The 15,312-nt window shown below is 25.5% G+C and carries 13 protein-coding genes and 1 pseudogene; 7 read left to right on the plus strand and 7 right to left on the minus strand.

The features are described 5' to 3' along the window. Nucleotides 1-170 precede the first annotated feature (170 nt). Nucleotides 171-533, plus strand: coding sequence for a hypothetical protein (locus tag AAHM85_RS01930; RefSeq protein WP_342260792.1), 363 nt, complete (start codon nucleotides 171-173; stop codon nucleotides 531-533). 225 nt (nucleotides 534-758) lie between these two features. Here the strand turns inward: AAHM85_RS01930 and AAHM85_RS01935 are convergent, their stop codons facing one another. From AAHM85_RS01935 to AAHM85_RS01945, 3 genes and pseudogenes are all read right to left on the minus strand, one after another. After that, entirely contained in the window at nucleotides 759-1,220 is a 462-nt protein-coding gene (locus AAHM85_RS01935; RefSeq protein ID WP_342260793.1) for a DxFTY motif-containing membrane protein, read from the minus strand. Nucleotides 1,221-1,445: 225 nt separating this feature from the next. Beyond that, nucleotides 1,446-2,726, minus strand: coding sequence for an IS3 family transposase (locus AAHM85_RS01940; RefSeq protein ID WP_342260794.1), 1,281 nt, complete (start codon nucleotides 2,724-2,726; stop codon nucleotides 1,446-1,448). 192 nt (nucleotides 2,727-2,918) lie between these two features. Beyond that, nucleotides 2,919-3,140 (minus strand): annotated as a pseudogene (locus tag AAHM85_RS01945) (transposase); the annotation flags it as partial. A gap of 180 nt (nucleotides 3,141-3,320) precedes the next feature. Here AAHM85_RS01945 and AAHM85_RS01950 point away from each other — a divergent pair. After that, nucleotides 3,321-4,199, plus strand: a complete 879-nt coding sequence (locus AAHM85_RS01950) for an IS1595 family transposase (RefSeq protein ID WP_342260524.1) — start codon at nucleotides 3,321-3,323, stop codon at nucleotides 4,197-4,199. A gap of 3 nt (nucleotides 4,200-4,202) precedes the next feature. On the opposite strand, the gene AAHM85_RS01955 is transcribed toward AAHM85_RS01950, so the two are convergent. Together AAHM85_RS01955 and AAHM85_RS01960 are read right to left on the minus strand one after the other, a co-directional pair. Then, a complete protein-coding gene (locus tag AAHM85_RS01955) occupies nucleotides 4,203-4,895 on the minus strand; it encodes a transposase (RefSeq protein WP_342260795.1) in 693 nt (230 codons plus the stop codon). A 98-nt stretch (nucleotides 4,896-4,993) separates the two neighbouring features. Next, nucleotides 4,994-6,559 (minus strand): hypothetical protein, encoded by a 1,566-nt coding sequence (locus AAHM85_RS01960; RefSeq protein ID WP_342260796.1) that lies wholly within the window; start codon nucleotides 6,557-6,559, stop codon nucleotides 4,994-4,996. A gap of 329 nt (nucleotides 6,560-6,888) precedes the next feature. Here AAHM85_RS01960 and AAHM85_RS01965 point away from each other — a divergent pair, with 329 nt between their 5' ends. The 5 genes from AAHM85_RS01965 to AAHM85_RS01985 all read left to right on the plus strand — a co-directional run bounded on the left by AAHM85_RS01965 (nucleotide 6,889) and on the right by AAHM85_RS01985 (nucleotide 13,773). Continuing rightward, nucleotides 6,889-9,030: an ATP-dependent Clp protease ATP-binding subunit gene (locus AAHM85_RS01965; RefSeq protein WP_342260797.1), complete on the plus strand. Its 2,142-nt coding sequence runs from the start codon at nucleotides 6,889-6,891 to the stop codon at nucleotides 9,028-9,030. An 83-nt stretch (nucleotides 9,031-9,113) separates the two neighbouring features. Then, nucleotides 9,114-10,127: a heat-inducible transcriptional repressor HrcA gene (gene hrcA / locus AAHM85_RS01970; protein WP_342260798.1), complete on the plus strand. Its 1,014-nt coding sequence runs from the start codon at nucleotides 9,114-9,116 to the stop codon at nucleotides 10,125-10,127. Nucleotides 10,128-10,142: 15 nt separating this feature from the next. Continuing rightward, nucleotides 10,143-10,787, plus strand: coding sequence for a nucleotide exchange factor GrpE (locus tag AAHM85_RS01975; RefSeq protein ID WP_342260799.1), 645 nt, complete (start codon nucleotides 10,143-10,145; stop codon nucleotides 10,785-10,787). A gap of 92 nt (nucleotides 10,788-10,879) precedes the next feature. Continuing rightward, complete coding sequence (gene dnaK / locus AAHM85_RS01980) at nucleotides 10,880-12,649, plus strand: molecular chaperone DnaK (RefSeq protein ID WP_425289709.1); 1,770 nt, start codon at nucleotides 10,880-10,882, stop codon at nucleotides 12,647-12,649. A 20-nt stretch (nucleotides 12,650-12,669) separates the two neighbouring features. After that, nucleotides 12,670-13,773 carry a DnaJ C-terminal domain-containing protein gene (locus AAHM85_RS01985; RefSeq protein WP_342260801.1) on the plus strand — a complete coding sequence of 368 codons (1,104 nt, stop codon included), beginning with the start codon at nucleotides 12,670-12,672 and terminating at the stop codon, nucleotides 13,771-13,773. A 142-nt stretch (nucleotides 13,774-13,915) separates the two neighbouring features. On the opposite strand, the gene AAHM85_RS01990 is transcribed toward AAHM85_RS01985, so the two are convergent. Both AAHM85_RS01990 and AAHM85_RS01995 read right to left on the minus strand, forming a co-directional pair. Then, the gene (locus AAHM85_RS01990) at nucleotides 13,916-14,326 is read right to left on the minus strand and encodes a DUF1295 domain-containing protein (RefSeq protein ID WP_342260802.1); all 411 of its coding nucleotides are present in this window, start codon (nucleotides 14,324-14,326) and stop codon (nucleotides 13,916-13,918) included. Nucleotides 14,327-14,449: 123 nt separating this feature from the next. Then, a protein-coding gene (locus tag AAHM85_RS01995; RefSeq protein WP_342260803.1) for an IS5 family transposase occupies nucleotides 14,450-15,251 on the minus strand; the annotation gives its coding sequence in 2 pieces (ribosomal slippage) (nucleotides 14,450-14,989 and nucleotides 14,991-15,251; 801 coding nt in all). Nucleotides 15,252-15,312 lie beyond the last annotated feature (61 nt).

Genomic DNA, 15,312 nt, shown 5'->3' on the forward strand with positions numbered 1-15,312 from the left:
TTCTCCTTCTGTATTAATTATTTTTAATTATATTACAGATTGAAAATATTAATTGGTAAACTTAAGTGACTGATGCCATTATTTTTCTAAAATTAATATAAGTTTTTAACTCATTACTTTTTCAAAAGTAAATGAGTTTTTTTATTTTTAGATAAGGAAGATTAAAAGAAATGGCTAAAGATAAAAATATCCTTAATGAAACAATTGATTATTTACCATTGATTGGTGCTGGATTAGGAGCAATTGATGGTCTTTCATGAACAAATCCACTGCCTGTTACAAACATTGCAATTGGTGCTGCAGCCGGAGAAATAGCAGGTTATCAAATTAAAAAAGCCGTAAAAAATAAAGATAAAAATAAAACTAAAGTTGGAACATCATTAATTTGTGGTGCTGGTGCTGGTGCTGATGTATTAAATGCAACATTAAATCCACAAGCATCATTAATGAATACATTAGAAGCAACTGCTGGTGGTATTGTAATTGCTAAAAGTGGGGCAAATACATTGTTGATAAAGGTAGTAGTTATATAAACTCTAGACCATAATATCAAATATTGAAACAAGGATATAAAATCAAGAAAAAAGTAAATAAAATTCAAGATTTTTCTTCAATAAAAAAAGAAGCAAATAAATTAGATCAACAAAAACAACACACAAAAAAACAAAAAAAATTAAAGTTACTATAAATAAAATAAAAAGTTACCAATTAAGGTAACTTTTATAATTAAATTAATTTATTATTAGGACTATTTTCTTTTAACTGTTATATCTTAATATATGATTTTTTTGTTTTTTTCTTAATACTAATAATAAAACAATACTTGTTAAAAAAATACCAATAACAGCACCAGCAATTGAAATAATAAAACGTATTAAAATTTGTTGAGGAGTTAAAAAGTATCCCGACAAATAAAATAATGATAAAACAAAAGCAAATGGAATACTATATGTAAATTGATCTAATTGATGTAATTTTAACTTATATGTAATAAAGGTTATAATAAAAGTAAATATGATTAAACTTAAACTAGAAAGTACCATTATTCAAAAAGGTAATTTAAAAGTAAAAGTAAAATCAGTACCAGTAGTAAAAAAAAGAATAATTCCTGGAATTAATACTTGTATTATTAAATAACCAACACTTATCAAAAACTTAGTTCTTGGAAATGTATTTTCACTATTATTTTCAAAATTAACTTCTTGGTTTTTATTTTTCATACTTATCCTCTTCTATAATATAATTCTTTACAATTTTAACATGCTTTTACTAATAATTAAATAAGATTTATATTTATTAAATAACACTTATTTTAATACAAAAATTTAAAATAAAAATAATAATAGTTTTCCACAATTTAATGAAATTAAAAATTACTTATCTTATAAATTAAGTAATTTTTTTGATTTAATTTTTGTTTTATTTTGTAAATCTGTAGGCATTGGTTAGATAAGTTTACTTTCTTGTCTTCAAATCTGTACAAATTGATTTGGAGGCATTTTCAATCTAATAACTATTCTATCATTGTTTCAATATCTAACAAATTTTTCTAATATTTTATTAAAACTTTCCATACTTTCAAAAGTGCTACCAAACATCATTTTAAAATCTCTTTTAATTCAACGATTTAAACATTCACTAACTTGATTACCTTTAAAACCTGATAGACTTTTTGAGTGAATTAGATTAGTACTTGTATTAAAAACTTTACTAACAATTTCGCTTGTATTAGCAAAACCTAAATCTGATTGAATAGTCGTAAAATTACATTGTTTAGCACTCGCTAATTCTATTTGATTAACCACATTTAACACAGTTTTGGCATTTTCACTTTTGTTTATTTTTCAGCCAACAATTGATTTACTGTACATATCAGTAGCAAAAACAACTAATAATTTTGTTTTTTTATCACCAATAATTATATTTTTAAATCATGTGCCATCCATACCAACTTTTTCAAGAAAGTTATTACTTGAAAAATTACGTTTTAATAAATCTTTATTATTTTTTAAATCACTATTTTCTACTACTCTATTTGTTGATTTAGGTTCTAATAATAATTTAATATTATTATCTTTTAATATTTGTTTTATGCTTGTTTTACTGCATTTAAGACCTTTATTTTTTATTTTTAACTCTAATCTTACTTTTTCAAAACTAGTGATATTAATGTACTTTTTTTCATTTTTAATGAGAACTATTTTGTTTATTGCTTGTATCAAATTATCATTAATTTTTGATTGATATTGCTTTTTACCTTTTTTTACTCATAAATAGTATGCTGTTTTGCTAATAGCTATGTAAACAATAATTTTATTTAATTGATGACCTTTTTGCTTATATTTTTCTACTATTAAAAAACACTTATATTTTAATAATTTACTATTTTTTCCCCTTGTTAATTTCTTTTCACAGGCTAATTGCTCCTTTAAAAGTTCTTTTTCAACCTCATCTTTTAAAGCTTGTTTTCTAAGTTTATCAATTTCTTTGTTTAATAGTTTAATTTCAATATCTTTCTTATCGATCCTGTGAGAAGTTTGGGATTTAGAAATTTTGGTGAATGCATTTTCACCTTTAATTTGATATTGGTTAACCCAATTATAAATTAATACTGGAGTTGATAATTTATATTTGACTTGAATTTCATGTATTTTTAGTTTTTTATCAACTAAATACTCATTAACAACGGCTAATTTTGTTTCTTTTGAATAAACTTTATAATTCATAATTTCTCCTTCTGTATTAATTATTTTTAATTATATTACAGATTGAAAATATTAATTGGTAAACTTAAGTGACTGATGCCTGAATCAATTATAGAAAAACTGGTTTTTTCTTTTCGATGATTATTGATACGAACTTTTCTAACTAATTTTTTTTAAAATTAATTGTCATATGCTAGGTTCTTTACCATTATTTTTACTTCAAATTTGAAAATAATAATATACAGTTTGTCATTTTGGAAAATTTTTTGGTAACATTCTTCATTGACAACCACTTTTTAATACATATAAAACTGCACAAAATACTTCATATAAATCTAAATTTCTTGGTTTTGTTTTCTTTTTGACATTTTCTAAAATTAATCTTATGTTCTCAAATTGTTCTTTAGTGACATGACTTGGATAATTTTTATGCATATATACCTCTTATTTTAAAATATATAGTAATTTTACCTTATTCTCTAAAAGATTCTAAACAGGTTCTAATAATAATTTAACGGAATTTTACGTTTATTGGCAATAACTTATATACATTATTATTTCTGAAAACTATAATTAGATATTAGTAAAATAAAATCTAATTAAAGGTGATTGAAAATGAATATTTTAGACATAATAAATAAATTTCCAAACCAAGAATCTTGTATAAAATTTTTAGAAGAAATAAGATGAAATAACAAACCAAAATGTCTTTTTTGTTTTAGTGAAAAAGTTAACTCTGTTTTAAAAGAGTCGCGTTATAAATGCAAAAAATGTCATAAGTCTTTTAGTGTAACTGCTCAAACTATTTTTCATCATACACGTGTACCACTTCAAAAGTGATTTATTTTAATAGTATTAATGGCTAATGCTAAAAAAAGTTTATCATCATCTCAAGCTTCAAGAGACTTAAATTTACGTTTAGCAACTGTATGAAAAATGATGCATAAAATTAGAAAGGCAATGGCTAATGATGAGATTAAATTATTAGCAAAAATATTAGAGATGGATGAAACATATGTGGGTGGAAAACCGCGTAAATATAATGATGTTGATAATAAAAATAACTCATTACGTGGTAGAGGAACTAGTAAAGAGTGTGTTGTTGGCATTATTGAACGAAATGGTAATGTTAAATTATTTCATGCAAAAAATAAAAGTATTAAATCTGAAGATTTAATGAAAATAGTTAAAGAAAATGTTGATATTAACAATTCTATTCTTTTTACTGATGAATATCGTGGATATTATAAAATGAATAAAATTTTACCACATGAACAAGTTAATCACAAAAAATATTTTTCTTATAATGGTATTCATACAAATACAATAGAAAGTTTTTGAGCAATATTAAAAAGAGGTTTTATCGGCCAATTTCATTGAGTTTCAAAAAAATGACTCCAATCTTATTTAAATGAATTTTGTTTTAAATATAATAACCGTAAAGAAAAAATCACATTTAAAAATATCATAATTAAATTATTTATTAAGAATTAAGTGTTAACCAATAAGCGTAAAATTCCGTAATTTAATATTATTATCTTTTAATATTTGTTTTATGCTTGTTTTACTGCATTTAAGACCTTTATTTTTTATTTTTAACTCTAATCTTACTTTTTCAAAACTAGTGATATTAATGTACTTTTTTTCATTTTTAATGAGAACTATTTTGTTTATTGCTTGTATCAAATTATCATTAATTTTTGATTGATATTGCTTTTTACCTTTTTTTACTCATAAATAGTATGCTGTTTTGCTAATAGCTATGTAAACAATAATTTTATTTAATTGATGACCTTTTTGCTTATATTTTTCTACTATTAAAAAACACTTATATTTTAATAATTTACTATTTTTTCCCCTTGTTAATTTCTTTTCACAGGCTAATTGCTCCTTTAAAAGTTCTTTTTCAACCTCATCTTTTAAAGCTTGTTTTCTAAGTTTATCAATTTCTTTGTTTAATAGTTTAATTTCAATATCTTTCTTATCGATCCTGTGAGAAGTTTGGGATTTAAAAATTTTGGTGAATGCATTTTCACCTTTAATTTGATATTGGTTAACCCAATTATAAATTAATACTGGAGTTGATAATTTATATTTGACTTGAATTTCATGTATTTTTAGTTTTTTATCAACTAAATACTCATTAACAACGGCTAATTTTGTTTCTTTTGAATAAACTTTATAATTCATAATTTCTCCTTCTGTATTAATTATTTTTAATTATATTACAGATTGAAAATATTAATTGGTAAACTTAAGTGACTGATGCCCTTACCTCAATTAACTGCTTACTTTTTAATTTTCATTCTTCTTAAGAATGCTATAACTACTGGAATAGCTAAAATAACTAATAAAAAAGTACTACCAATAATTATAATATTTCAATTATTAATTAAAGTTGTTGTTAGTTTTATTTCTGGTAAAACAAAAGGGTTATTTTTATTTTTATCATCATGTTTAACATTAGCATATAAATGATTAATTAAATCGTGCTCATAAAATAATATTCAATAACGTAATTGACCTGGATTTAGTACATCAATTGCACAATCTATATTAGTAGTTTCTTGTAAATACTGATTAAAATCAATACCAGATTGACTATTAGCAAAATTAGTAAAACCAGAAAACTTAGTTGATAAAGGATTAATATTATAAATATTTAAATATTGTCTTGAAGAACTATCAACTTTATCATTTACTATTCTTTGTAATAAATAAATAGTATGATCTTCAGATTGATATGTTTTTAATGGTTGATTTGAAATAGGTGTTACCTTTTCTTCTTGCGGAACAAGATTATCATCAACACGCTGATATGTTCATTTATCTTCACTAACATTAGCGGTGATAACAGCTTCTGATTTAATTTGACTAAAAGTAATCATTTGTAAATTACTATTTTTTTCATTATTAATAAAATATTGATGAATTAATGAAGATTTATCTTCTTTTTCATTAATAACTTGAATGTCTGGCATAGAACTATTAATAGTAAGTGTTTCTTGTCTTAAAACAGTACTACCATCACTATCATTTCATTTAAAATTATATATAGTGGGCTTATTTTTACTATAATCTTGGTTTAAAATAGCATAGTCAAAAGTTTTATTACTATTAGTTTTAACATTTTTTTTTATTTCTCTGTTTTCATTATTAATAGAAATTTCTAATCCTGTTTTTTCAAAAGGAGGATGCACATAAAAAACAAACATTTCATTACTAAAACTATCCTTAGTATTTGCAAATGGTCCAATTGGAAATATTTTAGCACGAGTTTCAAAATTAGATTTTTGAAAATTAGTACTTGGTTGTAAATTATATGGAACTTCCATTAAAGTATTAATGTCACTTGCTTCATATATTGTCGCAAAAAGTCCTGCATCAATACTTTCTTTAATTATTTGATGATATTGTAAAATTAAATTATTACTTTTTTCATTAAAAGTATGACCAAAAGCGCCTGCAGTAAGAAAACCTTGTGCATTTTTAAAATAACTACTATTATCATTAATAATATTTTTTAATTGACTATAACCTTGATCATTAATAATATCCTTGGTTTCAATATTACTATGTGTTCAATCATTATTAATAATTTGATCATAACTATCAAAATTAACATTTAATGGTGTATTTTTAATATTATTATATAAATATTGTGAATCATTATTTCAAGATTTAATGCTATTAACTAAGTTACGATTTGATGATTTAACAGTAATATGAAAGCCATTAACTTTACTATTACTAGTTTGGTGATTTTTATTATTAAAACTAATACTTAATACTAAGGTTACTAATAAACTGCTAGCACTAAGTAATAAAATTAATTTTTGTTTAAAATGTTTCATAATATTTCCTTATAAATCTAATATTTAAAAGTTACTTTAAATTACTATTATTTATTTTTAACTAGTAATTATGTAATTAGTATATCAATTCTTTTTAAAATATGATATATATTATTCACACGAGAAATATATATTTAAGATCTAAAATACCTACAAGATCTATCACAAATATTAATATTATATTAAGTTTCTTTAATTGAAAATACTTATCCCTAAGTCAATTAAATATAAAATTAGCAGTTACTACTTGAAACTGCTAATTTTATTTGTTACTATATTAATATGATTAGCAATCAAGTAATTATAGTGCTAAAAAGAGGAGTGACATTATGCAATTAAATGAAATCCCTAATTATAGTAATGATCCTAAAATTCTTGATAAATTTGCTCGTAACCTAATTGTACAAGCTAAAACCGGAAAAATGGATCCTATTATTGGACGTGATGAAGACATTCGTAAAGTAGAAGAAATAATCTCACGAAAAACTAAAAATAACCCCGTCTTAATCGGTTTACCTGGTATTGGTAAAACTGCTATTATTGAAGGTTTAGCCCAACGTATCGTTCGTGGTGATGTTCCTAGTAACTTAAAAGATAAAATTATTTATGAACTAGATATGGGAGCACTAATTGCTGGGGCTAAATTCCAAGGTGAGTTTGAAGAACGATTAAAAGCGGTTATTAACCAAATTAAAAATTCTGATGGAAAAATTATTTTATTTATTGATGAACTGCATTTAATTGTTGGTGCTGGTAGAACACAAGGTTCAATGGATGCTTCTAATTTACTAAAACCAATGTTAGCACGTGGTGAACTACGTTGTATTGGTGCCACAACACTTGATGAATATCGTCAATACATTGAAAAAGATGCAGCCCTTGAACGAAGATTTCGTAAGATGATTATTAAAGAACCAACAACAGAAGATACAACTGCTATCTTACGTGGTTTAAAAGAACGTTTTGAAGCTTATCATGGTGTAAAAATTCATGATAGTGCATTACGAGAAGCTGTTTATCTATCTAATAAATATATTAATGATCGTTACTTACCTGATAAAGCAATTGACTTAATTGATGAAGCTTGTGCTAGTATTAAAACTGAAATTGCTTCGGTTCCTAGTGATTTAGATGATATAAGAAGAAAAGTCTTACAATTAAAAATTGAACAAGCAGCCTTAAGCAAAGAAAAAGATGAAAACTCGCAAACAAGAATAATTGAAGTCGATAAACAATTGAAAACTAAAAAAAATACTTTACAACAATTAGAAGATAAATGAGTCAAAGAAAAGTCAGCATTAGACCATATTACTAGTTTAAAAAATAAATTAGAAAATGCTAAATCAGAACTAGAATTATATCAATTATCAGGTAATTTTACAAAAGCTGGTGAACTACAATATAGTATTATTCCCAACTTAGAAAAAGAACTTAAAGATAGTGAAAATATAAAAAAAGATAATCCTTTACTACGCGAAGATGTTACTAGTGAAGATATTGCAAAAGTTGTTGCAAAATGAACTGGCATTCCTGTTACTCGTTTATTAGCAACCGAAAAAGAAAAATTATTAAAATTACCCTTAACTTTGAATACGAGAATTAAAGGTCAAAGTAATGCCCTACAGTTGGTAAGTGATGCTTTAATTAGAGCTCGCGCTGGTATTAAAGATCCCAATCGCCCAATTGGTTCATTTATTTTCTTAGGTCCAACCGGTGTTGGAAAAACTGAAGTTGCTAGAACCTTAGCTGATATTTTATTTGATAGCGAAAAAAATATGGTTCGTATTGATATGTCAGAATTTATGGAAAAACATGCAGTTAGCAAATTACTAGGTTCACCTCCTGGCTATGTTGGTTATGAAAATGGTGGACAATTAACCGAAAAAGTAAGAAGAAATCCTTATAGTATCATTCTTTTTGATGAAATCGAAAAAGCCCATCCTGAAGTATTAAATATTTTATTACAAATTCTTGATGAAGGTAGAATTACAGACAGTCATGGTCTCTTAATTGACTTTAAAAACACAATAATTATTATGACTTCAAATCTTGGTTCACAAGAATTATTAAGTGGTAAAGATAACAGCAAAAAGCAAGCATTAAATATTTTAAAAAAATCATTTCGACCAGAATTTATTAATCGAATTGATGAAATTGTTATCTTCAATCCATTAAGTAAAAAAGTAATAACAGAAATTATTATTAAAGAATTAGATACTCTATTATTACGATTAAAACAAGAAAAAAATTTACAATTATCTTATGAATCAGAAGTAGTTAATAAAATACTAAAAGATGCTTATGATGAAGAATATGGCGCACGACCGATTAAACGCTATATTCAACACTATATTGAAACTATTATTGCACAAGCTATTATTAAAGAAGAATTAATACCCCACAAACGAATGGTAATTACTATCAATAAAGACATTATGTTTATTCTGAGTAAAAAAATAAAATTCAATTAAGTCTTGATATTATTACACTCTCAGTTATAATTATATAAGTATTGGCATTCAAGGTTAATGAATGCTAAAAAAGGTGGTGAACAATGTTAAGTAACAGACAATCACAAATTTTAAAAATCATTGTTGAAAAATATATTAAAACAGGATTACCAATTGGTAGCAAAACTATTTTAGAAAATAATAACAATATTAATTTTTCTAGTGCTACTATTCGTAATGAATGTGTTGAATTAGAAACATTAGGATTATTAGAAAAAGCACATAGTTCTAGTGGCCGTATTCCTTCAACAAAAGGTTATCGCTATTATGTTGATAATTTAATGAATATGGGTGAACATCAAGAACTAGAAATCTTGAAGAAAAAAATAGCAGAATTATTTAATAACCGTAACTTAGTAATTACCGAAGTATTAAATAAAACTAGTAGTATTTTAAGTGAAATGACTAATTTGATTAGTATTGTTACTGGTCCTAATCTTAATGAAGATACTTTAAAAAAAATTGAATTAATACCGATTAGTAATGATAATGCTTTAACAATTTGTATTACTAGTAATGGTCATATTCAAAACAAAATGTTTAATATTCAAGAAACCTCATTAACCGACTTGTCAATTGCCATTGATATTTTTAACACCAGATTAATTGGTACTAAAATTAGTGAAATTAGTGAGAAAGTAAATTTATTAAAACCAATTCTTGAACAACAAGTACAAAAATCAGAATATATTATTCAAGGATTTGTTAACACTTTAATTAATTTCTCACGACCACTATCAACAACACATGGTGTTCAATATATGTTAGAAAATCCTGAATTTAATGATATTAATAAGGTTAAAACAATTATTAAATTCATTGAATCACAATCACCATGAATGTATTTTGATCAATTAAATAATAATCAACTACAAATTAAAATTGGTGAAGAGCTGGGTAATGAAAATAACGATATGGCAATGATTACTACTACTTTTAAAGTTCATGATGGTGAACAAGGACAAATTGCAATTGTTGGACCTAAACGTTTAGAATATGAAAAACTAACTGAAATTCTAAATTGGATTAATCAAACATTGATTAAAAACTTTAAATAGAAATGAGATGATAAAATGACAAAATCTAAAAAAGATAACATTGATAACGTATCAGCAACAGAAACTAAAGATACAACTACTTCAACTCCTGTTACTGAAACACCAGTAAGTGTCGAAAAAGAAAAAATATCATTAAATAAAGAAATCGAATTAGAAACAAAAATTAAAGAATTAACAGCAGAACTTAATAAAATTAATTCACAACAAAAGCAATTAATGCTAGCTACTAGATTAAATACCATTAAAGAATTAGAAATTCAAAATAAAGAACACATTAAATACGCTAACCAAAAAATTATTAAAGATTTAGTTCATACTTTATTAAATTTCCAACGAGCACTAAACTTTAAAACTGATAATGCAGCTGTTCAAAATTTCCTAGTTGGTTTTAAATTTATCTATGAAGAATTAATTAAGGCACTTGGTAAAGAAGGTTTAAAAGAAATTACTGCTAAAGTTGGAGATCAATTTAATTCTCACCAACATGAGGCAGTAGAAATTATTAATGATAATACAAACAATGATTATCAAAACGTAAAAAATAATACTATTGTTGAAGTTATAGCTAATGGTTATGAATTACATAATCGTGTCATTAGCACCACTAAAGTTAAAGTTTTTCAAACTAAAGAAGAAAAAACAGAAACAAAGAAAAATTAAGGAGTGAAAATATTATGTCTACAAATAAAACAACAAATAAAGAAATCATTTTAGGAATCGATCTAGGAACAACTAATTCATGTGTTGCCGTAATGGAAGGTGATAAGCCAAAAGTTATTGAAAATGCCGAAGGTGGAAGAACAACACCATCAGTTGTTGCTTACAAAGATGGTCAAATTATGGTTGGTGAAGTTGCTAAACGTCAAGCTATTACTGATCCAGATAATACTGTTAGTTCAATTAAAAGAATTATGGGAACTAAAGAAACAGTTAAAGCCGCTACTAAAACACGTAAACCAGAAGAAGTGTCTGCAGAAATTTTACGCACTATTAAAACTTTTGCTGAATCAAAATTAGGTAAAAAAATATCAAAAGCAGTTATTACTGTTCCTGCTTACTTTAACAATGAACAACGTGAAGCTACTAAAAATGCAGGAATTATTGCAGGATTAAAAGTAGAAAGAATTATTAACGAACCAACTGCTGCTGCCATTGCTTATGGTTTAGATAAACAAGATAAAGATCACAAAATTTTAGTATTTGACTTAGGTGGTGGAACATTTGACGTTTCAGTTCTAGAATTAGCAGGTGGAACATTTGAAGTATTATCAACTAGTGGTGATAACAAACTTGGTGGTGATGACTTTGATGCCTTAATTGTTCAACATTTAGTTAGTGAATTCAAAAAAAGTAATGGTGTTGACTTATCAAAAGATAAAATGGCAATGCAACGTTTAAAAGATACTGCTGAAAAAGCAAAAAAAGACTTATCAGGAGTAGTACAAGCTGATATTTCATTACCGTTTATTTCAATGAATGCCTCAGGTCCATTACATTTAAATGAAAAATTAACACGTGCCAAATTTAATGAACTAACAAAATCACTAGTTGAACGAACTATTGCTCCTGTTCGTGATGCCTTAAAAGAAGCTAAATTAAGCAAAAATGAAATTGATGAAGTTATTTTAGTTGGTGGTTCAACAAGAATTCCAGCTGTGCAAGAAGTTATTAAAAACGAAATTGGTAAAGAACCACATCGTGGTGTTAACCCTGATGAAGTAGTAGCTTTAGGTGCTGCTATTCAAGGAGGAGTATTATCGGGTGATGTTACTGACATTTTACTATTAGATGTAACTCCTTTATCATTAGGTATTGAAACTTTAGGGGGAGTAATGACACCATTAATCTCTCGTAATAGTACTGTTCCTACTAAAAAGTCACAAGTATTTTCAACTGCTGAAGACAATCAACCCGCTGTTGATATTAGTGTTTTACAAGGAGAACGTCCACTAGCTAGAGATAATCACTCACTAGGTCGTTTCCAATTAAGTGGTATCGAACCAGCGCCAAGAGGTGTTCCACAAATTGAAGTTACTTTTGATATCGATGTTAATGGTATTGTATCTGTTAGTGCTAAAGATCTAAAAACTAATAAAGAACAAAAAATTACTATCAGCAATAGTGGTACTTTAAGTAAAGATGATATTGAAAAAATGGTACAAGATGCTGAAAAGAATCGTGAAAACGATGAAAAACATAAAGAAGAAATTGAATTATCTAATCAAGCACAAGCCTATATTTATGATATTGATAAAATGACTGTTGAAGTTACTAAATCAGCAAAAGAAGGCAAAGCAGAAAATCCACAAATTGCTGAAATGAAAAAACTACGTGATGACTTACAAAAATCACTAGATGAAAAAAAATATGATGATTTAAAAGAAAAACTAGAACAATTAAAACAAGCATTTGCTGCTGCACAACAATTTATGAACCAACAAAAACAAGAACCAACAGATCATATTAAAAAAGATGATAATAAAAGTGATGATGTTATTGATGTTGACGCAACAACTAAATAAAATAACTAGAGGTGGACAAAATGGCAAGTAAAAAACGTGATTATTATGAAATTCTAGGACTTTCACGTAATGCTACTCCAGATGAAATTAAGAAAGCGTTTCGTACGCTTGCAAAAAAATATCATCCTGATTCACCAAGTGGTGGTGATGAAGCTCGATTTAAAGAAATAAGTGAAGCTTATCAAATTTTATCTGATACTAATGAAAGAACAAAATATGATCAATTTGGTCATGATATGCCTGGAGTTGACAGTTCTTCTGGTTTCGGTGACTTTAGTTCGGCATTTGGTGATTTATTTGGTGATTTATTTGGTGGTAATAGAAGACAACAACAACGCTATAATGGTAAAACACCAGGTGATAATATCCTAACAAAAGTTGAAATTAGTTATCGCGATGTATTCTTTGGCAAAAAAATGACCATTAGTATTAACATCGATGTTGCTTGTAAGGATTGTAAAGAAACTGGCGCTAGAACTCCTAATGATATTAGTACATGTGATAAATGTAAAGGTAAAGGAGTTCTTGAATATGTTCAACAATCACCATTAGGTATGTTTAGACATCAAGGTGTTTGCAACCAATGTCAAGGACTTGGTAAAATTATTCGCCAAAAATGTTTAAAATGCAAAGGATATCGCTATTATATTGAAAATCAAAAATTAGAATTTGATATTCCTCACAGTATTTTTGATGGTCAACAAATTAGAATTAAAGGTAAAGGTAAAATTGGTCATAATGGTGGCACTCAAGGTGATTTATTTGTTGGTATTAATATTAAACGACACGCTTTCTTAGATCGTCAAGGTAGTGATATGTATATTAAATTACCAGTATCTTACTTAGATATTATTTTGGGAAATATTATTATGATTCCTACCTTTGAAGGAATAATTAAACATAAATTACCATTAGGACTGCAATATGGTGACAAAATTACTTTAAAAAATCAAGGATTCTATTACCCTAATAGTAGTAAACGTGGTGATTTACATATTATTCTTGATATACAAATGCCTAATAAAGTTACTAAAACAGAGCAAGAAAAATTATGAAATATTAATAACGAAACTAAATTTGATCCAAATGAAGATTTTGTTAATAGTGCAATAAAAAGAATTTAATAAATTAATATATAAAAAATAAGAACATATGTTCTTATTTTTTATATATTAATTTTTTCACTTTATTAATTGGACCTTTTTTACCAATATAACACATTATACAACTAGTTTCATTTAAATATTTGTAATAATCTTCATTAGACTAGAACCTTTGTCATTGTTTTACTTCTCATATTGGTATGTCGGTAATATTAATTACTACAATATTAAAATACAACGGACTTAATAATCATAATAAATGAAATAAATAATTTATATTACTATTAATATTTTTAAATAATAAATCACAAATAAACAATGCTGTCATCATATATCAAAACCCAATTTCTGCTAAATAATTAGGGTGACAACAATCTTTTCATAAACCATAATTAATAAAAAGTAAATCATGTTTTTTCTTTAAGGAAAATCTAAACTTTTGTCAATCTGCAATTGTCTCAATAACTAAAAATAAAATAGCAAGCATAATAAAAATAAGTAAGTAATTATTAAATGTACTATTAAAATAAACAATATCAAGACTTAATGCAAAAACTGTAGGAATACTAATCACAAAAACTGAAATTCCTTGTAAAATTGAAAAAATACTAAATTTTCAACAATTAACAAATAATTTTATCAACACGATATTCAACTTTATGTTTAATAATTTTTAATAATAAAAAACTACTTAATCTTAGAACCTGTTTAGAATTTTTTTAATAAAATTGAAATATAAGGAAAGAACAATCATTTGTAAACTAGTATTTAATTTTCTTTCACAATTTTTTCATAATCTTCAACATTTTTCTAATCAAGCAAAACTTCGCTCTACAACTCATCTTTTTGGTAATACTACAAAAGAATGTAATTCATTACGTTTTACAACTTCAACATTCGCATTTATAATTGTTTTGATTGCAGAAGCAAATTTTTCACCAGTATAACCAGCATCTACTATTATTTTTTGAACTGTAGAAAGATTTTCTTTTTCATTTTGAATCATTATTATAGCACTATTACGATCTGTTTTTTCTGCTGTAGTTACGTAAATTGCATGTGGTAAACCTTGAGAATCAACAGCAATATGACGTTTTATTCCTGAAATCTTTTTACCAGCATCATAACCTTTGTTTTTAGTAGTATCTGTATTTTTAACACTTTGTGAATCAATTATACAAAAACTGGTTTTTTCTTTTCGATGATTATTGATACGAACTTTTCTAACTAATTTTTTTTAAAATTAATTGTCATATGCTAGGTTCTTTACCATTATTTTTACTTCAAATTTGAAAATAATAATATACAGTTTGTCATTTTGGAAAATTTTTTGGTAACATTCTTCATTGACAACCACTTTTTAATACATATAAAACTGCACAAAATACTTCATATAAATCTAAATTTCTTGGTTTTGTTTTCTTTTTGACATTTTCTAAAATTAATCTTATGTTCTCAAATTGCTCTTTAGTGACATGACTTGGATAATTTTTATGCATATATACCTCTTATTTTAAAATATATAGTAATTTTACCTTATTCTCTAAAAGATTCTAAACA

Origin of the sequence: Spiroplasma endosymbiont of Notiophilus biguttatus (assembly GCF_964030985.1) — a bacterium.
GTDB classification, from domain to species: domain Bacteria; phylum Bacillota_I; class Bacilli_A; order Mycoplasmatales; family VBWQ01; genus Spiroplasma_E; species Spiroplasma_E ixodetis_A.